18 protein-coding genes and 1 riboswitch are annotated in these 21,235 nt (G+C 55.8%); of the genes, 11 read left to right on the top strand and 7 right to left on the bottom strand.

The window, feature by feature from the left end; genetic code table 11:
• The first annotated feature begins 126 nt into the window (after positions 1 to 126).
• From tolC to ACOTX7_RS16585, 3 genes are all read left to right on the top strand, one after another.
• Positions 127 to 1,605, top strand: a complete 1,479-nt coding sequence (gene tolC, locus ACOTX7_RS16595; protein WP_032674054.1) for an outer membrane channel protein TolC — start codon at positions 127 to 129, stop codon at positions 1,603 to 1,605.
• Between the two features lie 194 nt (positions 1,606 to 1,799).
• Positions 1,800 to 2,465 carry a DUF1190 family protein gene (locus tag ACOTX7_RS16590; protein WP_006811983.1) on the top strand — a complete coding sequence of 222 codons (666 nt, stop codon included), beginning with the start codon at positions 1,800 to 1,802 and terminating at the stop codon, positions 2,463 to 2,465.
• A 2-nt stretch (positions 2,466 to 2,467) separates the two neighbouring features.
• Entirely contained in the window at positions 2,468 to 3,628 is a 1,161-nt protein-coding gene (locus ACOTX7_RS16585) for a glutathionylspermidine synthase family protein (protein WP_006811984.1), read from the top strand.
• 82 nt (positions 3,629 to 3,710) lie between these two features.
• On the opposite strand, the gene ygiD is transcribed toward ACOTX7_RS16585, so the two are convergent.
• Positions 3,711 to 4,499 carry a 4,5-DOPA dioxygenase extradiol gene (ygiD, locus tag ACOTX7_RS16580; RefSeq protein WP_221813473.1) on the bottom strand — a complete coding sequence of 263 codons (789 nt, stop codon included), beginning with the start codon at positions 4,497 to 4,499 and terminating at the stop codon, positions 3,711 to 3,713.
• 130 nt (positions 4,500 to 4,629) lie between these two features.
• Between ygiD and zupT the strand changes: the two genes are divergently transcribed.
• From zupT to ACOTX7_RS16555, 5 genes are all read left to right on the top strand, one after another.
• Positions 4,630 to 5,403, top strand: coding sequence for a zinc transporter ZupT (gene zupT, locus ACOTX7_RS16575; protein WP_006811986.1), 774 nt, complete (start codon positions 4,630 to 4,632; stop codon positions 5,401 to 5,403).
• A gap of 321 nt (positions 5,404 to 5,724) precedes the next feature.
• The gene (locus ACOTX7_RS16570) at positions 5,725 to 6,285 is read left to right on the top strand and encodes a fimbrial protein (protein ID WP_205921450.1); all 561 of its coding nucleotides are present in this window, start codon (positions 5,725 to 5,727) and stop codon (positions 6,283 to 6,285) included.
• A gap of 75 nt (positions 6,286 to 6,360) precedes the next feature.
• Complete coding sequence (locus ACOTX7_RS16565; RefSeq protein WP_221813475.1) at positions 6,361 to 8,796, top strand: fimbria/pilus outer membrane usher protein; 2,436 nt, start codon at positions 6,361 to 6,363, stop codon at positions 8,794 to 8,796.
• Between the two features lie 9 nt (positions 8,797 to 8,805).
• Positions 8,806 to 9,567 (top strand): fimbrial biogenesis chaperone, encoded by a 762-nt coding sequence (locus ACOTX7_RS16560; protein WP_221813477.1) that lies wholly within the window; start codon positions 8,806 to 8,808, stop codon positions 9,565 to 9,567.
• A complete protein-coding gene (locus ACOTX7_RS16555) occupies positions 9,551 to 10,612 on the top strand; it encodes a fimbrial protein (protein WP_006811991.1) in 1,062 nt (353 codons plus the stop codon). The genes ACOTX7_RS16560 and ACOTX7_RS16555 overlap by 17 nt, the downstream gene beginning before the upstream one ends.
• A 44-nt stretch (positions 10,613 to 10,656) precedes the next feature.
• Here ACOTX7_RS16555 and ribB read toward each other — a convergent pair whose 3' ends face one another.
• The gene (gene ribB, locus ACOTX7_RS16550; RefSeq protein ID WP_006811992.1) at positions 10,657 to 11,310 is read right to left on the bottom strand and encodes a 3,4-dihydroxy-2-butanone-4-phosphate synthase; all 654 of its coding nucleotides are present in this window, start codon (positions 11,308 to 11,310) and stop codon (positions 10,657 to 10,659) included.
• Positions 11,311 to 11,415: 105 nt separating this feature from the next.
• A riboswitch (FMN riboswitch) is annotated at positions 11,416 to 11,566 on the bottom strand.
• A gap of 120 nt (positions 11,567 to 11,686) precedes the next feature.
• On the opposite strand from ribB, the gene ubiK reads away from it, so the two are divergent.
• Positions 11,687 to 11,983 (top strand): ubiquinone biosynthesis accessory factor UbiK, encoded by a 297-nt coding sequence (gene ubiK / locus ACOTX7_RS16545; RefSeq protein WP_000566823.1) that lies wholly within the window; start codon positions 11,687 to 11,689, stop codon positions 11,981 to 11,983.
• 115 nt (positions 11,984 to 12,098) lie between these two features.
• Here the strand turns inward: ubiK and hldE are convergent, their stop codons facing one another.
• The 3 genes from hldE to ACOTX7_RS16530 are packed head-to-tail and all read right to left on the bottom strand — an operon-like array spanning position 12,099 to position 17,748.
• A complete protein-coding gene (gene hldE, locus ACOTX7_RS16540; RefSeq protein WP_015571898.1) occupies positions 12,099 to 13,529 on the bottom strand; it encodes a bifunctional D-glycero-beta-D-manno-heptose-7-phosphate kinase/D-glycero-beta-D-manno-heptose 1-phosphate adenylyltransferase HldE in 1,431 nt (476 codons plus the stop codon).
• 40 nt (positions 13,530 to 13,569) lie between these two features.
• The gene (gene glnE / locus ACOTX7_RS16535; RefSeq protein WP_421626136.1) at positions 13,570 to 16,425 is read right to left on the bottom strand and encodes a bifunctional [glutamate--ammonia ligase]-adenylyl-L-tyrosine phosphorylase/[glutamate--ammonia-ligase] adenylyltransferase; all 2,856 of its coding nucleotides are present in this window, start codon (positions 16,423 to 16,425) and stop codon (positions 13,570 to 13,572) included.
• A 21-nt stretch (positions 16,426 to 16,446) separates the two neighbouring features.
• Positions 16,447 to 17,748, bottom strand: coding sequence for an inorganic triphosphatase (locus tag ACOTX7_RS16530; RefSeq protein ID WP_006811995.1), 1,302 nt, complete (start codon positions 17,746 to 17,748; stop codon positions 16,447 to 16,449).
• A gap of 237 nt (positions 17,749 to 17,985) precedes the next feature.
• On the opposite strand from ACOTX7_RS16530, the gene ACOTX7_RS16525 reads away from it, so the two are divergent.
• Positions 17,986 to 18,606, top strand: a complete 621-nt coding sequence (locus ACOTX7_RS16525) for a TIGR04211 family SH3 domain-containing protein (RefSeq protein WP_001303390.1) — start codon at positions 17,986 to 17,988, stop codon at positions 18,604 to 18,606.
• 60 nt (positions 18,607 to 18,666) lie between these two features.
• Entirely contained in the window at positions 18,667 to 19,908 is a 1,242-nt protein-coding gene (locus tag ACOTX7_RS16520) for a multifunctional CCA addition/repair protein (RefSeq protein WP_221256475.1), read from the top strand.
• A gap of 13 nt (positions 19,909 to 19,921) precedes the next feature.
• Here ACOTX7_RS16520 and bacA read toward each other — a convergent pair whose 3' ends face one another.
• A complete protein-coding gene (gene bacA, locus ACOTX7_RS16515) occupies positions 19,922 to 20,743 on the bottom strand; it encodes an undecaprenyl-diphosphate phosphatase (protein WP_039269733.1) in 822 nt (273 codons plus the stop codon).
• Positions 20,744 to 20,849: 106 nt separating this feature from the next.
• The gene (gene folB / locus ACOTX7_RS16510) at positions 20,850 to 21,218 is read right to left on the bottom strand and encodes a bifunctional dihydroneopterin aldolase/7,8-dihydroneopterin epimerase (protein ID WP_221256476.1); all 369 of its coding nucleotides are present in this window, start codon (positions 21,216 to 21,218) and stop codon (positions 20,850 to 20,852) included.
• Between the last annotated feature and the right edge of the window lie 17 nt (positions 21,219 to 21,235).

The following is a 21,235-nucleotide window of genomic DNA, read 5'->3' as shown; positions in this document are numbered from 1 at the left end:
TAGATTGGAGCAAATTACCGCCAGATGGCACGTTACGCCAACCTTTTGGTGTGGATGATTCTGTTAGAATCGGCAATTATTTTTAATTAGATCAGCGCTAATACTGCTTCACAACAAGGAATGCAAATGAAGAAATTGCTCCCCATCCTTATCGGCCTGAGCCTGACGGGCTTCAGTGCAATGAGCCAGGCAGAGAACCTGTTACAGGTCTACCAGCAGGCACGTCTGGGCAACCCTGATTTACGTAAATCAGCGGCCGATCGTGATGCTGCGTTTGAAAAGATTAACGAAGCACGTAGTCCACTGCTGCCGCAGTTAGGCTTAGGTGCAGATTATACCTACACTAACGGTTTTCGCGATAACAATGGCATCGACTCGAATGCCACCAGTGCCTCTTTACAGCTTACACAGACCCTGTTCGACATGTCCAAATGGCGTGAACTGAGTTTGCAGGAAAAGAGCGCAGGCATCCAGGATGTCACCTATCAGACCGACCAGCAGACGCTGATCCTGAATACCGCGACCGCCTACTTCAACGTACTGAGCGCGATTGACGCCCTCTCCTACACCGAAGCGCAGAAGCAGGCGATTTACCGTCAGTTAGATCAAACCACCCAGCGTTTTAACGTGGGTCTGGTTGCCATCACTGACGTGCAGAACGCCCGTTCACAGTACGATACCGTACTGGCTAACGAAGTGACCGCACGTAACAACCTCGACAACGCGCTGGAAGCACTGCGTCAGGTCACCGGTAATTACTATCCTGAACTGGCCTCTCTGAACGTGGACAGTTTCAAAACGGACAAACCGCAGGCGGTTAATGCTCTGCTGAAAGAAGCGGAAAACCGTAACCTGACCTTGTTGCAGGCGCGCCTGAGCCAGGACCTGGCACGCGAGCAGATCCGCCTTGCACAGGATGGTCACCTGCCGACGCTGAGCCTGAGCGCCTCTACCGGCGTATCGGATACCAGCTACAGCGGCTCTAAAACGACCTCACAGGCTTATGACGACAGCAACATTGGTCAAAACAAAGTTGGGCTGAGCTTCTCTCTGCCACTCTACCAGGGCGGGATGGTTAACTCTCAGGTGAAACAGGCGCAGTACAACTTTGTTGGCGCAAGCGAGCAGCTGGAAAGCGCGCACCGCAACGTGGTGCAGACCGTGCGTTCTTCCTTTAACAACGTCAATGCCTCTATCAGCAGCATCAACGCCTACAAACAGGCCGTTGTCTCTGCGCAAAGCTCTCTGGACGCGATGGAAGCGGGCTACTCCGTGGGTACGCGTACCATCGTTGACGTGTTAGACGCAACGACCACGCTGTATAACGCGAAACAGCAGCTCTCCAGTGCGCGTTACCAGTACCTGATTAACCAGCTGAACATCAAGCAGGCACTGGGTACGCTGAACGAGCAGGATCTGCAAATGCTGAACAGCACGCTGGGTAAACCGGTCTCCACGTCGCCTGACAGCGTCGCGCCGGAAAATCCACAGCAGGATGCCGCCGTGGATAATTTCACTGCTAACAGCAGCGCCCCGGTTGCACAGCCAGCGGCAGCGCGTAGCACCGCCCCTGCCAGCAGCGGCACGAATCCGTTCCGTCAATAAGCCTTGTCCGATGGCGCTGCGCTTATCGGGCCTACTTAATCGTAGGCCGGGTAAGCGCAGCGCCACCCGGCGCAAAATCACACCTGAACGTAAGCCAACGTAAAGATCTCCCTGTTTCCGCCCCTCTTCGCTTCATTTTCAACCACTCATCCTCTATCCTGAGCGTTATTACACCTGGGTCCTGGAAGACAAATATGAAACGGACAAAAACGATGAATCACGCGTCGTTCCGCAAAAGCTGGAACGCACGCCACCTGACACCTGTCGCGCTGGCCGTCACTGCCGTCTTTATGCTGGCAGGCTGCGAGCAAAGCGACGAAACGGTTTCGCTGTATCAAAACGCCGACGACTGCGCGAGCGCAACCGGTAAAGCTGCCGAATGTACGACGGCCTATAACAACGCCCTGAAAGAAGCGGAACGTACCGCGCCGAAATATGCCTCACGCGAAGACTGCGTAGCCGAATTCGGGGAAGGCCAGTGCCAGCAGGCACCTGCTCAGGCGGGTATGGCACCGGAAAATCAGGCGCAGGCACAGTCCAGCGGCAGTTTCTGGATGCCGCTGATGGCGGGTTATATGATGGGCCGTTTGATGAGTGGCGGTGCGGGCTACCAGCAGCAGCCGCTGTTTAGCTCCAAAAACCCGAACAGCCCGGCGTACGGTAAATACACCGATGCCACCGGCAAGGGTTACGGTGCTGCAACGCCTGGCCGTACGATGACCGTACCGAAAACCGCAATGGCACCGAAACCCGCTACCACCAGCACCATTACCCGTGGTGGCTTCGGTGAGTCTGTTGCCAAACAAACCACCATGCAGCGTAGCGCGACCGGCTCTTCGACTCGCTCAATGGGCGGCTGATCATGGAACGAGTCAGTATTGTCGAGCGCCCGGACTGGCGCGAAAAAGCCACCGAATACGGTTTCAACTTTCACACCATGTACGGCGAACCGTACTGGTGTGAAGATGCTTACTATAAGCTCACGCTCGCTCAGGTCGAAAAGCTTGAAGAGGTGACCGCCGAACTGCACCAGATGTGCCTGAAGGTGGTCGAGAAAGTCATCGACAGCGATGAGCTGATGACCAAATTCCGCATTCCGAAGCACACCTGGAGTTTTGTCCGTCAGTCCTGGAAAACGAACCAGCCTTCGCTCTACTCTCGCCTCGATCTGGCATGGGATGGCGTGGGCGAACCGAAGCTTTTAGAAAACAACGCGGATACGCCAACCTCCCTGTATGAAGCGGCGTTCTTCCAGTGGATTTGGCTGGAAGATCAGGCGAATGCCGGAAACTTGCCGGAAGGCAGCGACCAGTTCAACAGCCTTCAGGAAAAGTTGATTGAACGTTTCGCTGAACTGCGGGAACAGCACGGTTTCAACCTGTTGCACCTCGCCTGCTGCCGCGATACCGAAGAAGATCGCGGTACGGTTCAGTATTTGCAGGATTGTGCAGCCGAAGCGGAAGTGGCGACGGAATTCCTTTATATCGAAGATATCGGTTTAGGTGAAAAAGGTCAGTTTACGGACATGCAGGATCAGGTGATCAGCAACCTGTTCAAGCTCTATCCGTGGGAATACATGCTGCGCGAAATGTTCTCTACCAAACTGGAAGACGCTGGCGTGCGCTGGCTGGAACCAGCCTGGAAGAGCATTATCTCCAATAAAGCCCTGCTGCCGATGCTGTGGGAGATGTTCCCGAACCACCCGAACCTGCTGCCTGCTTATTTTGCCGAAGATGATTTCCCGCCGATGGAGAAATACGTCGTTAAGCCAATCTTCTCCCGTGAAGGGGCAAACGTCTCGATTATCGAAAACGGTAAAACGCTGGAAGCCGTTGAAGGGCCGTATGGTGAAGAAGGGATGATCGTCCAGGCGTTTTATCAACTGCCGAAGTTTGGCGACAGCTATACGCTGATCGGCAGCTGGCTTATTAACGATCAGCCTGCCGGGATTGGCATTCGCGAAGATCGGGCGCTGATTACGCAGGATCTGTCGCGGTTCTATCCGCATATTTTCGTCGAGTAAGATCTGCCGGGTGGCGGCTTCGCCTTACCCGGCCTGCATGTCGAGCGTAGGCCCGGTAAGCGTAGCGCCACCGGGCATGTTTTTACCCCACCTGCACCGAAAGCATACTCAAACTCCCCATCTCAATGCCGTCGATCGGGATCGTCACCGGTTCCTGACCATCCCACGCCCCCAGTACATACAGCAATGGCAAGAAGTGTTCCGGCGTCGGGTTAGAGAGTGAACCGCCGTCGTGCGCCAGATAGTTCACCAGCGGATGCTGCTCAACCGGCCCCTGCCAGGTCAGGTTGTCTTTTACATAGTCATTAAAGGCTGTTGCCCAGGGGTACGGCGTGTTTTCACCGTGCCAGCGTACCGTACGCAGATTGTGTACCACGTTACCACTGGCAATCAGCATGATGCCCTCATCACGCAGGATTGCCAGCTTGCGGCCCATCTCCATGTGCCAGGCCGCCGGTTTGGTGCTGTCGACGCTCAGCTGCACCATCGGGATATCGGCCTCGGGATACATTTTAATCAGGACGCCCCATGAGCCATGGTCAAAACCCCAGGCTTCTTTATCCAGCGCAACCGGAACCGGGGCGAGCAGATCTACCAACCGCTGCGCCAGCTCAGGGGAGCCAGGCGCAGGGTAATGCGTGTCATACAGCGCCTGCGGAAAGCCGCCAAAATCATGAATCGTTTTTGGCGTTTCCATGGCCGTCACGCCAGTACCCCGGGTAAACCAGTGCGCAGAGACCACCACAATTGCCTTCGGACGCGGTAACGACTCACCCAGGTGACGCCAGGCGCGGGTATAGACGTTATCTTCCAGGACGTTCATTGGGCTACCATGGCCTAAAAACAGTGCTGGCATACGAGAAGAAGACATGGTGATATCCTTAAAGGAGGTGTCAATGTGATGGGCCTACATTACGCGCATTCAGGTGAAGATGAACGCAGATAACCGTGAAGATCATCATCAGGAAATTTGAATGTCAGATATCGCTTAAGGAGAATGCATGTCAGTACCTTTGATTTTGACCTTACTTGCGGGCGCCGCAACCTTTATCGGTGCGTTCCTCGGGGTACTCGGGCAAAAACCCTCTAATCGCCTTCTGGCCTTCTCGCTGGGTTTCGCCGCCGGGATCATGCTGCTTATCTCGCTGATGGAGATGCTGCCCGCCGCGCTTCATACCGAAGGGATGTCGCCTGTTCTGGGCTATGGCATGTTTATCATTGGTCTGCTGGGTTATTTTGCGCTCGACCGTACTCTTCCTCACGCCCACCCGCAGGATTTAATGCAAAAAAGCGTTACCCCCATCCCGGGCAATATCAAACGCACGGCCATTCTGCTGACGCTGGGTATCAGCCTGCATAACTTTCCGGAAGGAATCGCTACCTATGTCACGGCCAGCAGCAACCTTGAAATGGGTTTTGGTGTGGCGCTGGCAGTCGCTTTGCACAATATTCCTGAAGGACTTGCCGTTGCCGGGCCCGTTTATGCCGCCACGGGTTCAAAACGTACCGCTGTCTTTTGGGCAGGTATCTCCGGGATGGCTGAAATTCTCGGCGGCGTGCTGGCGTGGCTGATCCTCGGTAGCCTCGTCTCCCCGATTGTGATGGCTGCGATTATGGCTGCCGTGGCGGGGATTATGGTTGCGCTCTCTGTCGATGAGCTGATGCCGCTGGCGAAAGAGATCGATCCCAACAATAACCCCAGTTACGGCGTGTTGTGTGGCATGTCAGTGATGGGGATGAGTCTGGTTCTGCTGCAAACCGCGGGCATTGGCTAAACGTTAATGCCTTCGTTTAATTCGGAGGCATTCTTATCCATGAGGAACTTAATAACGGTCATGAATATTATCAGGCGTATTTTTATTATACGGCGTGACGGTTAATAATATATTATTATCTTATATTATTACGCCACAGTCAGCTTATTGGTTCTTCCGCTAACAAATAACGCATTAAGATAGAGCGAATTTATACATTAACCTTCCCTTAAAATCTATTTTAGCCGCGTTAATCGCATCACCTGCCCCCAAACCGTATACTTTGCGAGTATTCTGATAAATAGCACGCAGATTATGAATTCATTTAAAAAGGATATTTTCATGTATATGGGAAAAAAAGTACTGTTGGCCGTCGCTATGGCAGCCATTGTATCAGGTTCTGCTTTTGCTGAAGAGCAAGGTTCAGGCAAAATCACATTCAAAGGCGTTGTCATTGACGCACCGTGCAGCATCGCACCAGACAGCGTAGATAAAGAAATCGACCTTGGTGAAGTGACCACTGCCGTAATTAATGCCAATAAAAAATCTACGCCTGTTCCGGTCGAAATTAATCTGGAAAACTGCCAGCTTGACGATCCGAAAGACGAGACTGACTCGCCTGTCTCTAAAGTGGATGTGACCTTCACCAGCGCCGCAACAGACGCGACGGATACCAACCTGATGACCAACACCTATGCAAACGGTGCTCAGAACGTGGGTGTACGTCTTCTGGATAATGCGGAGACTAATCTCCCACTGGGAGCAGGACAAACGATTGACCTGCTGGCAGGTTCAACCACTCAGACGCTGCATTTCAAAGCCGTTATGGAAGTCCTTACCGGTAAAACGGCGACAGCAGGCCAGGTTGAAGCAACCGCTAACTATGTCCTGATGTACAAATAATTTCTTTGCATCACGCTTTCAACCGGCTGGCAATTCATGCCAGTCGGCTCTGCCTCTTTTTCGAGTAACAGGATGATGGCATACAAATTACACTGGGTAATCATCATTGCGTCCCTGTTAATGACGAGAATTACCTCTGCCACCGAATTTAATATTAATGCCATCGATAAAGATCAGCGCAATAGCGTTGATTTATCCTTTTTTAAAGATCACATTCCCGTCATTCCGGGAAATTATTTTGTTACGGTTGCCATCAATGATATTCCGCTGGCAAATGGCTGGCAGCTTCGCTGGAGAGAAATAAATAACACGGTTCAGGTCTGTATTCCCCCCGAGCTGGCCGATACATTTGCGTTGCAGGATGACGTTCGTCATGCTTTGCCGGAAAAAGAGGGATGCGTTGATTTCGCCGCCAGACCAGACATCAAATTTACTTTTGAGCAAGCCAGCCAGACGCTTAAAGTGACGGTCCCCCAGGCGTGGCTACAATACCGTGCGGCGGACTGGATGCCGCCGTCCACCTGGGATCACGGCGTACCGGGCGTACTGCTGGATTACAATCTATTTGCCAGCCATTATCAGCCCGATAGCGGCGACAGCAATAATAACGTCAATACGTACGGCACCGCCGGTGTAAACATGGGATCGTGGCGGCTACGCAGCGATTACCAGTACACCCAGAGCTATACGGAAGCAGGCTCGGATCACGACGGTCGTTTTTCACGCCTGTATATGTTCCGGCCCCTGCCTGCCCTCGGTGCGAAATTGACGCTCGGTGAAACGGATTTCCAGTCCGCCATTTTCGATGCCTTCACCTATACCGGCGCATCACTGATTAGCGATGAGCGTATGCTGACCTGGTCGCTGCGCGGCTATGCCCCCCAGATTACCGGGATAGCGCAAACCAACGCTACAGTAACCGTAAGCCTTGCCGACCGCGTGATTTACCAGAGTAAAGTGCCGCCTGGTCCTTTTGTTATTCAGGATCTTAACCAGTCGGTACAGGGCACGCTGGACGTCAAAGTCACGGAAGAAGACGGACGGGTCAGCACCTACCAGGTATCTGCTGAATCCGTTCCCTTTTTAACGCGCAAGGGACAGGTCCGCTACAAGCTTGCGGCGGGTAAAGCACGCAAAGACGCCTCTCACGACGTAGAGGATAACGCATTCCTCAGCGGCGAATTTTCCTGGGGCATGCTGTCACACACCTCCCTGTATGGCGGCATGCTGGCAGATGGCGACCACTATCGTTCTGTCGCCACCGGGATTGGCCAAAATATGGCGTATCTGGGCGCACTCTCTTTTGACGTCACGCAGGCCACCAGCCAGTTGCCTGGCCGGAGTAGCCAGACAGGTTATAGCTATCGCTTTAACTACAGTAAGCGCTTTGATACCACGGGCAGCCAGCTTACGCTCGCCAGCTACCGCTACTCAGACCCTCAATTCCTGAGCTACGCCCGCTATCTTGATGATGACCGCCAGGCGGAAAAACAGACCCTGAGCGTGACGGCAAGCCAGTACCTGCCAGCGTTATCACTGAATCTGTATGTAAACATTCTGCGGCAGACCTGGTGGAACGCATCGCCATCCACCACGGGCAGCGTTACGGCGGGCTACAACTTTGATGTTGGTCGCTGGAAAAACCTGGGTGTGACCCTCTCCTGGAGTAAAACACATTACGAAGAAGACGACGACAGTGACGATACCCAGCTTTACCTCACGCTCAGCGTCCCGCTCGATCCCGATCACCGGCTTAGCTATGACATGCGCAACAGCGACACGCTCAGTCATAACGTGTCGTGGTATGACACGTCAGACCGGAATAACACCTGGGGCGTTTCCGCAGGTGCGGAAAGCGGTAAGCCGAACTCCGCCGCGCAGGTCAGCGGAAATTATCAGCACTATTCCGCCTTCGGCGATCTGAATCTCTCAGGCAGCTATAAGGCTGAAGAATATCACTCCCTTAGCGCAAGCTGGAACGGCTCATTCACTTCAACGGTGAAAGGCGCCGCGTTGCACCGACGCAGCTACGGCAATGAACCGCGGGTGATGGTCAGCACCGACGGCGTGGGCAATATTCCCCTGAACCTGTCCCGGGATGAAACCAACCGGTTTGGTATCGGCGTTTTGCCGTCATTCTCCAGCTATTCCCCCGCCACCGTGCAGGTCAATATGAACAACCTCCCGGATGGCGTGGATGTGGACAACCGCGTCGTGACGTCAACCTGGACTGAAGGGGCCATTGGTTATCGTCAGATTGCCACCCGCGCAGGTAAGGATGTGGCTGGCGTTCTGCGGATGCCATCAGGAACGCCCCCGCTCGGGGCGATTGTTCGCCTGGAAGAAAGTGATTTACAGGTTGGGATGGTGGCCGATGAAGGCCACGTCTGGCTGGGCGCCGTTGAGCCAGAACAGCAATTTCGGGTGACATGGGGCGACAACCAACAGTGTCGCTTCTCGTTACCTTCTCACTTAGAAAACAGTATGCAGTTAATACTGCCGTGTCAGTAAGAAATCATCATGAAATTAACGCCGTTTAAAAGCCTGTGCCTGGTGCTAATCAGCACAGCATTTACCGCTCATGCAGCCATTAACCTGGACCGCACACGCATTATTTTTTCAGAAAGCGACAAGGCCACCAGCCTGAAAGTGGACAACCAGAGCAAGGCGCTGCCTTATCTGGCGCTCTCCTGGATTGAAGATGAGAAGGGGCAAAAAGAAGACACGCACTTTATGGCGCTTCCTCCCATTCAACGCATCGAAGCAGGCTCCTCGTCCCAGGTGAGAATCGTTAAACAAGCCGCTACGCGCCAGTTGCCGAAAGACAGGGAATCACTGTTTTATTTCAACCTGCGTGAAGTGCCGCCGAAAAGCGCCAGCGCAAGCGAGGAGCGTAGCGTAATGCAGGTGGCGATGCAGAGCCGAATCAAGCTGTTATGGCGGCCTAAAGCGATTACCAAAAAGCCCGGCGAGCAGGCGGAGATGCGGTTGGAAATTTCAGCCAATGCTAGCGGGCTGACCCTGCATAACCCGACGCCGTACTACATCACCCTGGCCTGGCTCAGTAAGGATGCGAAGACCATGCTGCCGGGCTTCGACAGCCTGATGCTTGCGCCGTTTGCCACAGCAACGACCTCTACCGGCGACTATCACGGAAATTATTACAGCATCGGCTATATCGACGATTACGGTGCCCTGAAAAAGTTCGACGTGCAGTGCGCGGGAACCGCCCAGTGCGCCCTGACCGAACGGAAGATCGAAAACGATGCGAAATCTCACTAACCTGCTGTTTATATTGCTGCTCACGGTGCTGCCGTTAAAAGAGGCGCTGGCGCTGGACTGCTACCTCGGAGGGGCGGGTGGCCCCGTCGAAAAAACCGAAACGATATCGCCGTTTGCTATCCCCAGCAATGCGCAGCCAGGCGAGAAGATTTGGGAGTCGAATGACATCAAAATCCCGGTGACATGCGATCACAACGTCACAAGCGGCTTTGAACCGGAGGACGTTTTTGCCTGGGTGAATCCCTATCCTTCTGCCACCGATCCCTATTATGAACTTGGGGTGACTTATGAAGGGATCGACTATGACGCCACGGGCCAGCCCAACGGCGTGGATACCCGCCAGTGCCTCGACAACAAAAACATCACAATTTATACCCCTGCTCAGATCCACCAGATGGGCTGGGAAAACCTCATATGCTCCGGCAACCCGGAGGATATTCACACCTCCCGCACCTTTGTTGCACGACTGCGCTTATACGTAAGAATCAAAGCGATGCCGCCTCACGGCTACGTAAGCTCGCTGAGCGATTACATAGTTGTCCAGTTTGACGGTAAAGGCGGTGTGAACCAGATGGCCGATGCGAAAAACCTCAAGTACCACATTACCGGGTTACAGAACATTACGGTACTGGACTGCGGGGCAACGTTTAGTATTTTTCCTGAGAACCAGGAGATCGACTTTGGTACCTTCAGCGCGCGCGATATCGTGAATCAGCAGAAACGTATTCGCACGTTTTCGATACGAACGACCAAAGTGCAGGATGCCCAGTGCTCCGACGGCTTTAAGATGGATTCGTCTTTTTACACCACTGAGACGCTGAGTGCGGACGACACCGCGTTGCTGATCGGGAATGGTTTAAAACTGCGTATTCTTAACGGAACGGAACCCTACACCTTCAACCAGTATAAAGAATATGCTGATTTCACGGGCGAGAAGCTGAACGTTGAGCAAAACTACACGGCTGAACTTTCACGGGAAGAAGGGAAAGCGATTCAGTCCGGGCCGTTCGAAACGGTGGTGCTGTTCAAAATTAACTACCACTAAACACAAAAAAGCCGGGTTTCCCCGGCTTTTTTACATCAGCGATTTCAGCTGGCTTTGCGCTCGTGCGCCTGGCGATACTCCACCAGATCGTCAATCGTCACCACTGGCATGTTGTGCAGACGCGCAAAGGTGATGCACTCCGGCGCGCGCGCCATGGTGCCATCATCATTGGTCAGTTCGCACAGTACGCCTGCTGGCTTGAAGCCAGCCAGCGTCACCAGGTCGATGGTCGCTTCGGTATGACCACCACGGGTCAGCACGCCGCCCGGCTGCGCGCGCAGCGGGAAAACGTGGCCAGGACGGTGCAGATCGGATGGTTTCGCACCATCAGCAATCGCTGCACGCACGGTGGTCAGGCGGTCAGCCGCCGACACACCGGTGGTGACGCCATGCGCCGCTTCAATGGTCACGGTGAAGCCGGTCCCGAAGGCGCTGGTGTTGTTTTCAACCATCATCGGCAGATCAAGCTGCTGACGACGTTCTTCGGTGATGCACAGGCATACGATGCCGCTACCGTGACGGATGGTCAGCGCCATCTGCTCAACGGTCATGTTCTCGGCGGCAAAAATCATGTCGCCTTCGTTTTCACGGTTTTCATCGTCCAGCACCATCACACCGCGGCCTTCGCGCAGTGCATCCAGTGCATGTTCAACACGTTGAGTTGAAGTGCCAAAAGAGGAAAGTAGCGTCTGATTCATGGTAAAAAAACCTCATTAACTTTATGGTTACCAGAATCAGGGCAGTCTTAGGAGCGCCGTACAAGCGGCAAAAAAATAACGTGAGCGGGCCTTGCCCGACTGGATCGTTACTCTCTCCCATCCGGACTCTAACCGTCGGCCCCGGAATTACACCGGATCTGCTGACCTTTGAGAATTCACCCAAAGCGCTCGCGGGCTTTCAGCGTTAAGCTGATTTACCGCCGGTGGGGAATTTCGCCCCGCCCTGAGAATAAGCGAGATAACTATAACGCTATTGATTACCCTGGGCAATGCATAAGCTTCAAACAATTTTGTTTAACCCACGGCATGACACGCTACAATAGGCACTAACACCTTTTCATCAAGGGAAACGACAATGATTGACCCAAAGAAAATTGAGCAGATCGCGCGTCAGGTTCATGAGTCCATGCCGAAAGGTATTCGTGAGTTTGGTGATGACGTTGAGAAGAAAATCCGCCAGACGTTGCAGGCACAGTTGGTTCGCCTTGATTTAGTCAGCCGCGAAGAGTTTGACGTGCAGACGCAGGTGCTGCTGCGCACCCGCGAGAAGCTGGCGCTGCTGGAACAGCGTCTGAGCGAGCTGGAGAGCCGCAATGCGCCGGAAGAAGTGAAGCCAGCACCAGCTATTCCACCGGTGGATGACCAGGCATAAGTGCGGCCTGATGTGCCCGGTGGCGGCTACGCCTTACCGGGCCTACATGAACGCGTAGGTCGGGTAAGGCGCAGCCGCCATCCGACATAAAAAAACGGGCCAACTGGCCCGTTTTTTACTGACTGTCTTTCTGGATCTTCTTGATGATGTTGGTGGTTGAACACCCGTCCTCAAAGTTGAGCACCATCACTTCACCGCCATTCGCCCAGACCTCTTCGCTACCTGCGATTTGCTCTGGTTTGTAATCGCCGCCCTTCACCAGCAGGTCAGGCAGGATCCCGGCAATCAGGCGCTGCGGGGTATCTTCTTCAAATGAGACCACCCAGTCCACCGCTTCCAGCGCGCCGAGTACGATCATGCGCTGCTCCAGCGGGTTCACCGGGCGCGTTTCGCCTTTCAGACGTTTGGTTGACGCATCGCTGTTGACCGCCACAATCAGGCGATCGCCCAGCTTGCGCGCATTCGCCAGATACGAAACGTGGCCCGCATGCAGGATGTCGAACACGCCGTTCGTCATCACCACCTTCTCACCGCGTTTGCGCGCGGCGGCAACGGCCACTTTCAGTTCGTCTTCGGTCATCACGCCAAAGCCGGTATCCGCACGCCCACGCACCGCGTTTTCCAGCTCGATTGGCGAAACGGTGGAGGTGCCGAGTTTACCGACGACCACGCCCGCCGCGGCGTTCGCAAAGTAGCAGGCTTCTTCCAGGGAGTTACCCGCCGCCAGCGTCGCCGCCAGCACGCCAATCACCGTATCACCGGCACCGGTCACGTCATACACTTCCTGCGCCTGGGTTGGCATATGCAGCGGCGCCTTGCCCGGTTGCAGCAGCGTCATGCCCTGTTCGGAACGGGTCACCAGCAGCGCTGACAGCTCAAAATCAGCGATAATTTTCATGCCGCGCTCAACCAGCTCTTCTTCAGTTTTGCACTTGCCCGCCACCGCTTCGAACTCAGAGAGATTTGGCGTCAGCAGGGTTGCGCCGCGATAGCGCTCAAAATCGGTGCCTTTCGGGTCGATCAGTACCGGTACGCTGGCTTTACGCGCCAGCTGGATCATGGTCTGCACGCTCGCCAGCGCGCCTTTGGCATAATCAGACAGCACCAGCGCGCCGATATTGCCCAGCGCCTGGCTAATGCGCTCGTGCAGCGGCTCAGGATCGACGCCTTCGAACCCTTCTTCGAAATCGAGGCGGATCAGCTGCTGGTTACGCGAAAGCACGCGCAGCTTGGTGATGGTTGGGTGTGTCGGGACAGAAACGAAGTCGCACTTCACGTTCACGTCCGCCAGCGACTGACTCAGGGCACGCGCCGCATCGTCAATGCCGGTCAGGCCGACCAGACGCGAATGCGCGCCCAGCGAGGCTATGTTCATCGCCACGTTTGCCGCGCCGCCTGGACGCTCTTCAATGGTGTCGACCTTAACTACCGGCACCGGCGCTTCCGGAGAGATACGGCTGGTCGGCCCATACCAGTAGCGATCCAGCATCACATCACCGACAACCATAACTCCAGCACGTTCAAACTCTGGCAGTGTTACTTTCATTCCTGACTCCAGAAAGATTCACAATTTGCGCGCGATAATATCACACTTGTTTTGTTACGCACGGTTCCACCAGCCACTTCTGCCAGCTTGTGGTCACCTGCTCGCGTTCATCGGTGAAACAGTCCAGCGCCACATGGCCCGGCTGTTCCTGCAACGCCAGATGGTGCAACTCATCACGCAGCGTGGTGTAGGCGCGGGTTAACGCCTGCGCCTCCTGCTCATCCATAATGTCGTTCTGCGCCAGCAGTTCCAGAATGCGCACATTATCCGACCAGCGGGTCAGCTTCGGCTTGTCGTGCGCGTGCAGCAGCACCAGGTACTGAGTGATAAACTCGATATCAGTAATGCCGCCTTCATCGGCTTTAATATCAAAGCGATCGCGATGTTTGTTGCCAAGGTGCGCGCGCATCTTCTCCCGCATTTCCCGCACTTCGGTTTGCAGCGTACTGCCCTCGCGCGGGGTCGTCATGACCGCTTTGCGAATCGCATCGAACTGCGTTTTGAGCTGCGGATCGCCGTACACCACGCGGGCGCGCACCAGCGCCTGATGCTCCCAAGTCCAGGCTTCGTTCTTCTGATAGTCGGCAAAAGCCTCCGTCGAAGTGACCAGCATGCCTGCCGCGCCGGACGGGCGCAGACGCGCATCCACTTCATACAGAATGCCGGATGAAGTGCGAGTACTGAACAGGTGCATAATGCGTTGGGCCAGGCGCAAATAGAACTGCCGCCCGTCGATTTCACGCTCGCCGTCGGTCATCACGTCCGCCGGGCAGTCGTGGAGGAAAATCAGATCCAGATCGGAGCTGTAGCCCAGCTCCCAGCCGCCCAGCTTGCCGTAGCCGACCACCGCAAAACCGCGACCTTCGCGGTCGGCAAGGTGCTTCGGCTGCCCGTAGCGGGCCACCATCTGCACCCACGCCTGATGGACAACCGCGTCGATGATCGCTTCCGCCAGCCAGGTTAAGTGATCGCTCACTTTCATCACCGGCAGCGTACCGGCGATATCTGCCGCCGCCACGCGCAGCATCTGCGCCTGCTTAAACTGACGCAGCGCCTCAAGCTGTTGCTCTTCGTCCTCTTCCGGCACGCGCAGCAGATACTGACGCAGCTCGTCACGGTAGGCGTCCGTCGCCGTCGGCTGATAGAGCGTATTCGGATCGAGCAGTTCATCCAGCAGCAGCGGATAACGCGCCAGCTTGTTCGCCACCATTGGCGAGGCGGCGCAGAGGGAAATCAGGTGCTTCAGCGCGCCGGGAAACTCGCTCAGCAGTTCCAGGTAAGTGGTACGCGTGACGATCCCGCTCAGCAGCGGCATCATGCGCGACAGCGGCACCGGCGCGTCCTCGCGGGAACAGACATCGCTCAGCAGATGCGGCATCAGTTGATCCAGCACCTGACGACCGCGCGGGCCAATGGCGCGTTTGTTCAGTTCGAGGCGGAAATCGGCAATCAACGCCACCACGCGATGGCGCGCGTCGTCGCTTAAGTGCGCCAGTACCGGCGTGGTGTCATCTTCCTGGAGCGCGTCCTGCCACAGTTCGCGCCAGTGCTCGGAGAGCGCATCGTCCTGCGATTCACTTTCGTCGTCGCCGATCAAATCGTTAAAGATGCGGCGCACGCCCGCCATATGGGCTTCCAGCCGTTCCGTCAACGCCGCCCAGTCGTCCACGCGCATCCCCCAGGCCAGACGCGCCCGGTTCAGCTCATCCCCCGGTAACGTCTGGGTCTGTTCGTCGTTGATACTTTGCAGCAAATTTTCCAGACGACGCAGGAAGAGATAAGACTCACGCAGCGTTTGCGCGTCGCCTTCCGGCAGCAGATGCAGCTGATCGATGGCGCTCAGCGTCGGCAACAGCGAGCGGGATTGCAGAGAGGGTTCACGCCCGCCGCGTATCAGCTGGAAGACCTGGACGATAAATTCGATCTCACGAATACCGCCCGCGCCGAGCTTGATGTTGTCCTTCAGACCACGGCGGCGTACTTCGCGGGCAATCATCCCTTTCATGTTACGCAGAGACTGGATCACGCTGAAGTCGATGTAGCGGCGGAACACAAACGGGCGCAGCATGGCGCGCAGCTCGTTGGCGTAGGCATCATCGCTGTCGCCCATGATCCGCGCTTTGACCATCGCATAACGCTCCCAGTCGCGGCCCTGCTCCTGGTAATAATCCTCCAGCGCCGCAAAGCTCAGCACCAGCGGACCGCTGTCGCCAAACGGACGCAGGCGCATGTCCACGCGGTAAACAAAACCATCCTGCGTGGGCTGATCCAGCGCCTTAATCAGCCGCTGCCCCAGGCGAGTAAAGAACTGGGCGTTATCCAGCTCGCGACGACCGCCGCGCGTGGAGCCGTTCTCTGGCCAGGCAAAAATCAGGTCGATGTCTGAGGAGAAGTTCAGCTCGCAGCCGCCCAGCTTGCCCATCCCCAGAATCAACAGCGGTTGCGGAACCCCGTCTTCGCTGCACGGCGTGCCCCACTCTTTACAGCAGGCGGCGTAGAGCCAGTCCCGCGCGGCGACAATCAGCGTCTGCGCCAGCTCGCTCAGCTGCTGCAAGGTGCTCTCTTCGCTCACCAGCTCCAGCGCCTGCGCCCAGGCAATGCGTACCATCACCCGGCGGCGGAACTGACGCAGAACGCGCATCAGCGTCGGCTCATCCGCCACCTCCTCCAGCGCGGTGTGCAGCCAGCCAGCATAATGCCGCCACTCGTCAGCCTGCGGCGGCGCGCTTTCCAGCGCTGTCAGCCAGTCCGGGTAGGCACTGACGCTCTCCTGCACAAAATCACTGAAGATGAGCACGCTTTTCGCCTGCTCGCTTAACGATGACGCGGGTAACGACTCAGGCAGGCGTTCGCAAACGGTCTGCCAGTGCTGCTGTAACTGCGAAGAAAGCGGCATATCAGAGGTTCCTTGCCAGAATTAACGTTTTCCGCTGTGCAGCCAGTACGGATCCTGTGAAATGGCTTCGTTGCGGAAATGCTCGATCTCAATCTGCTGACGGGTCTCGATGGCATGCTGAAGCCCCTGCCAGTTCTCCAGCCAGGCCTGCGCCTTCACGCCCTCATACGCACCTGACAACAGCAACATGCTGTCGATGTTACGCGCCAGACGGGGAAGCTGGTCGCCATACTGGTCGCCCAGCGGATGCGCGAAGGTGGTTCTCAGCTCGGCCGCGTGGCGGGAAAGATGGATATCCGCAAAGCGTTTGAAGTTTTCCGCGATTTTGGTCTGCCCTTTCGCATCAAGGAACGTGCGCCAGCCACGCGTCACCAGAAATTCGGTCAGCGCCAGTTTCGCGCTGGCATTTTGCGGGCTGTAGATCGCCGTTTGTGCCGACACGTCGGAAAGCATCAGCGTTTCGGTTTGAGTGAGCAGATCACGTAAGTGAGCGCTGGCTTTACGCGGTACGATACCGCCGAACAGCGCCAGGGTATGACGCACCAGCCCCATAGCGGCCAGCACCTGTTTTTTGGCATTTTTCACATTACGCGCCCACAGCTCCTCGTGGTATTGCCACTGTGAGAGCGCCAGTTCAAGCGCCGCTTCCATGCCCTGCTCCACGGAGGCTTTCGGCACAACGCGCAGAATCGGGGTTTCTCGCAGCACGCGCGGCGCATTTCCGGCGGCCAGGTGATAGCCGCGCGCCGCTTTACTCAGGCTGCCCTGACGCAGACCAGGCTGGTTCACCAGCTTGCGCGCCAGCTTCAGCACGTCGCTCGCCTCGCCTTCCAGCAGTTCAAGCTCCAGCTCGCAGATCGGCTCCTGCTCATCACCCGCCTTAATTTCACCGCGGTCAAAGGCGATCTCAATGCGGCTCTTGCCTTCCGTCACCAGCCATTTCTCGCGCCAGAAATCGGTGCTGAACAGCGGTTGCGCCTCTGCCGACAGCGTTGCGGGCAGCGTCCCTTCCGGCCACACTTCCGCCGGAAAACGATCCAGCTCAAGTTCTGGCTTACTGATGTCGATATTGTATTCCGGACGCTGGTGCAAACCGCCCACCACGCGACCGGCGATTTTCATCGTCATCTCGTAGCGCCCGTTCGCACCACGGATACGCAGGCCCATATCGTGGTTGCGCAGCCAGTTGTCCGGCGTTTCGTAATAGATGTTGAGCAGCTGTACGGGTTCATGGTGCTCGCCGGACAGCGTATTCAGATGCTGGCGGAGCGCGTCAGCGCTGTCTTTTTCGACGATAAACTTTAATTCGATCTCTTGTGCCATAGCCTTGTACTTTTGCGTGCGTCACAGACGCGTCGATGAAGGCGAACTTCCTCGCCATTTGTTTGTCAGTACATAGTATTTTGCGCCAAATTGCCACGCAATGAGCAATTTGACGGGCGTAAAAGTTTAAAGCGGTGGAAATCATGACACAGATGATTCCGATTGATGATGAATCCTTTGCGTAGCGACACTGATGCCACTACTATCGTTCCACTTTTTATGAAAATAACGACTGATATGCTTAAATTACGCCTGATTGGACTTACTTTACTCGCTTTTAGCGCCGCAACCGCGGTCCACGCTGAAGAGAAACGTTACGTTTCTGATGAACTGAACACCTGGGTACGCAGCGGCCCTGGAGACAATTATCGCCTCGTGGGTACGGTAAATGCCGGCGAGGAAGTGACGCTACTGCAAACTAACGCAGACACCAATTACGGCCAGGTTCGTGACAGCTCTGGCCGCACCTCGTGGATCCCGCTGAAAGAGCTGAGCACAGTGCCAAGCCTGCGCACCCGCGTGCCGGATCTGGAAAATCAGGTGAAAACCCTGACCGATAAGCTGAACAACATCGACGGCACCTGGAACCAGCGTACCGCAGAGATGCAGCAAAAAGTGGCGCAAAGCGACAGCGTGATCGCCGGTCTGAAAGACGAAAATCAGAAGCTGAAAAACGAGCTGATTGTGGCGCAGAAGAAAGTGAACGCCGCTAATCTACAGCTGGATGACAAACAGCGCACCATCATCATGCAGTGGTTTATGTATGGCGGCGGCGTGCTGGGCGTAGGTCTGGTGCTGGGTCTGGTGCTTCCTCACCTTATCCCAAGCCGTAAACGTAAAGACCGCTGGATGAACTAACTCGTCTTCTCTGCCACACTTACGTATCATCTTGCGAAAAGAGAAAACGGGAGTGTTGGCGTGAAGAGTTATCTGGTCGGTGGTGCGGTACGTGATGCGTTATTAGGTCTGCCGGTCAAAGATAAAGACTGGGTCGTGGTCGGTGCCACGCCCGAAGCGATGATTGACGCGGGCTACCAGCAGGTAGGCCGCGATTTTCCTGTGTTCCTCCATCCGCAAAGCCGGGAAGAGTACGCCCTGGCACGCACCGAACGGAAATCCGGTTCCGGTTATACCGGCTTCACCTGCTATGCCGCGCCGGATGTGACGCTGGAGCAAGACTTATTGCGCCGCGATCTCACCATTAACGCCCTGGCGCAGGACGAAAACGGTCATATCATCGATGCTTACGGCGGCCAGAACGATCTGCGCGACCGTCTTTTACGCCATATCTCCCCCGCCTTTTCTGAAGATCCGCTTCGGGTGCTGCGCGTGGCGCGTTTTGCCGCCCGTTATGCCCATCTCAGCTTCCGTATCGCCGACGAGACAATGGCGCTGATGACGGCCATGACCGACGCGGGTGAGCTGGAACACCTGACGCCAGAACGCGTCTGGAAAGAGACTGAAAATGCCCTGACCACCCGCAATCCACAGGTCTTTTTCCAGGTCCTTCGCGACTGCGGGGCGCTGAAGGTGCTGTTCCCGGAAATAGACGCCCTGTTTGGCGTGCCCGCCCCGGCGAAATGGCACCCGGAAATTGATACCGGCGTTCACACTCTGATGACGCTGAGCATGGCCGCCATGCTCAGCCCTGAGGTGGACGTGCGCTTCTCCACCCTCTGCCATGACCTCGGCAAAGGGTTAACGCCTAAGGAACTGTGGCCACGCCACCACGGGCACGGTCCGGCTGGGGTGAAGCTGGTTGAAGGACTTTGCCAGCGCCTGCGCGTGCCGAATGACATTCGCGATCTGGCAAAACTGGTCGCTGAATTTCACGACCTGATCCACACCTTCCCAATCCTGAAGCCCGCCACCATCGTGAAGCTGTTCGATAACATCGACGCCTGGCGCAAGCCGCAGCGCGTGGAGCAGATCGCCCTCACCAGCGAAGCCGACGTACGTGGCCGCACCGGGTTTGAAGCGTCCGATTATCCGCAGGGTCGTTTGCTGCGTGAGGCGTGGGACGTCGCGAAAGCGGTGCCGACGAAAGATGTGGTAGAGGCAGGATATAAAGGCCCGGCGATCCGCGAAGAGCTGACGAAACGGCGGATTGATGCGGTCGCGGTGTGGAAGGAAAAACGTTGCCCTCAGCCGAAAGAGTGAGGGCAACCCGTTATCAGAAGAAGACCACGTACACCGCAGCGGCAACGATAAAGCGGTAGATCGCGAACGGAATAAATGAGATACGCTTAATCAGTTGCAGGAAGGTTTTGATGGCAATCAGCGCCACAATAAAGGCGGTGATAAAGCCCACGGCGAACATCGGAATGTCGCCCACGGTCAGGAAGCCGATGCTTTTGTAGAGATCCAGCGCGGTGGCGCCCATCATCATCGGTACCGCCAGCAGGAACGAGAACTCAGACGCCGCGTAACGGCTCACGCCCATCAGCATCCCGCCGGAAATGGTGGCCCCTGAACGGGAGAAGCCCGGCCACAGCGCCAGACACTGGAAGCAGCCAATCATAAACGCCTGGCGATACGTCATATCGTCCAGGCCTTCCGCACGCGGGGTTTTTGGCTTCAGCACTTCTGCGGCAATCAGCAGGAAACCGCCGACGACCAGGGCGTACATCACGTTAATCGGGTTAAAGAGCGATTTAATGGTGTCGTGGAATACCAGCCCCAGCACCACCGCCGGGATCATCCCCAGCAGAATATGAATCAGCGTCAGGCGGCCCTTGCTTTCGCCTTCACGCTGCGGCAAACGCCCGAAGTGGATGCCGATCAGACCAAACAGACGACGCCAGAACATCACGACTACCGCCAGAATAGAGCCGAGCTGAATCACCACCTCAAACGTCTTTGCGGTATCGCCTTCAAAGCCAAGAAGATGGCCAACGATAATCATATGGCCCGTACTGGACACCGGCAAAAACTCCGTCAATCCTTCGACCACACCCAGTATTGCCGCCACCAGCAGCGAGTGCATATCGCTCATCTATAAACCCCTAAAAAAAGATATAAAAAACGGTGCCCACACGGACAACCGTGAAAGATACGGTTTTAAGACCGGTATAACCTAAAATGGTTTAGCTATTATGACGTTAAATCTTTCCTTTCAGATTTGTGCCACGCTCAATAATGACGCCCACGTTGGCGGCGCGCGCCACCGCACCCGGCTTGCTCAGTTTGATGCGTACCCACGGTGAGTTAAACTTGGTCAGCAGCAGCTCCGCCACCTCTTCCGCCACGCGTTCCACCAGCGCAAAACGTTGCCCTTCCACATGGCCAATGACCGTTTCACTGATGTCGGCGTAGCTCAGACAGTCATTCACATCGTCGCTTTTCCCTGACTTGCGGTTATCCCAGCCCATTTCGATATCGAACACCAGTTTCTGCTCGATGGTCTGTTCCCAGTCGTAAACACCAATTGTGGTGATTACCGAAAGTTGCTCTATAAATACAATATCCATCACGACCTGCCTGCTTT

It is taken from the genome of Enterobacter cloacae complex sp. IR5418, assembly GCF_049238105.1.
In the GTDB taxonomy this organism is placed as follows: Bacteria; Pseudomonadota; Gammaproteobacteria; order Enterobacterales; family Enterobacteriaceae; genus Enterobacter; species Enterobacter hormaechei.
Note: the sequence above shows the minus strand (reverse complement) of the source record. Positions and strands in the feature narration are given on the sequence as shown.

Bases quoted from the DNA above. Each gene is read 5' to 3' on its own strand.
- tolC (WP_032674054.1), top strand. From the start codon at position 127: ATGAAGAAATTGCTCCCCATCCTTATCGGCCTGAGCCTGACGGGCTTC.
- ACOTX7_RS16590 (WP_006811983.1), top strand. From the start codon at position 1,800: ATGAAACGGACAAAAACGATGAATCACGCGTCGTTCCGCAAAAGCTGG.
- ACOTX7_RS16585 (WP_006811984.1), top strand. From the start codon at position 2,468: ATGGAACGAGTCAGTATTGTCGAGCGCCCGGACTGGCGCGAAAAAGCC.
- ygiD (WP_221813473.1), bottom strand. From the start codon at position 4,499: ATGTCTTCTTCTCGTATGCCAGCACTGTTTTTAGGCCATGGTAGCCCA.
- zupT (WP_006811986.1), top strand. From the start codon at position 4,630: ATGTCAGTACCTTTGATTTTGACCTTACTTGCGGGCGCCGCAACCTTT.
- ACOTX7_RS16570 (WP_205921450.1), top strand. From the start codon at position 5,725: ATGTATATGGGAAAAAAAGTACTGTTGGCCGTCGCTATGGCAGCCATT.
- ACOTX7_RS16565 (WP_221813475.1), top strand. From the start codon at position 6,361: ATGGCATACAAATTACACTGGGTAATCATCATTGCGTCCCTGTTAATG.
- ACOTX7_RS16560 (WP_221813477.1), top strand. From the start codon at position 8,806: ATGAAATTAACGCCGTTTAAAAGCCTGTGCCTGGTGCTAATCAGCACA.
- ACOTX7_RS16555 (WP_006811991.1), top strand. From the start codon at position 9,551: ATGCGAAATCTCACTAACCTGCTGTTTATATTGCTGCTCACGGTGCTG.
- ribB (WP_006811992.1), bottom strand. From the start codon at position 11,310: ATGAATCAGACGCTACTTTCCTCTTTTGGCACTTCAACTCAACGTGTT.
- ubiK (WP_000566823.1), top strand. From the start codon at position 11,687: ATGATTGACCCAAAGAAAATTGAGCAGATCGCGCGTCAGGTTCATGAG.
- hldE (WP_015571898.1), bottom strand. From the start codon at position 13,529: ATGAAAGTAACACTGCCAGAGTTTGAACGTGCTGGAGTTATGGTTGTC.
- glnE (WP_421626136.1), bottom strand. From the start codon at position 16,425: ATGCCGCTTTCTTCGCAGTTACAGCAGCACTGGCAGACCGTTTGCGAA.
- ACOTX7_RS16530 (WP_006811995.1), bottom strand. From the start codon at position 17,748: ATGGCACAAGAGATCGAATTAAAGTTTATCGTCGAAAAAGACAGCGCT.
- ACOTX7_RS16525 (WP_001303390.1), top strand. From the start codon at position 17,986: ATGCTTAAATTACGCCTGATTGGACTTACTTTACTCGCTTTTAGCGCC.
- bacA (WP_039269733.1), bottom strand. From the start codon at position 20,743: ATGAGCGATATGCACTCGCTGCTGGTGGCGGCAATACTGGGTGTGGTC.
- folB (WP_221256476.1), bottom strand. From the start codon at position 21,218: ATGGATATTGTATTTATAGAGCAACTTTCGGTAATCACCACAATTGGT.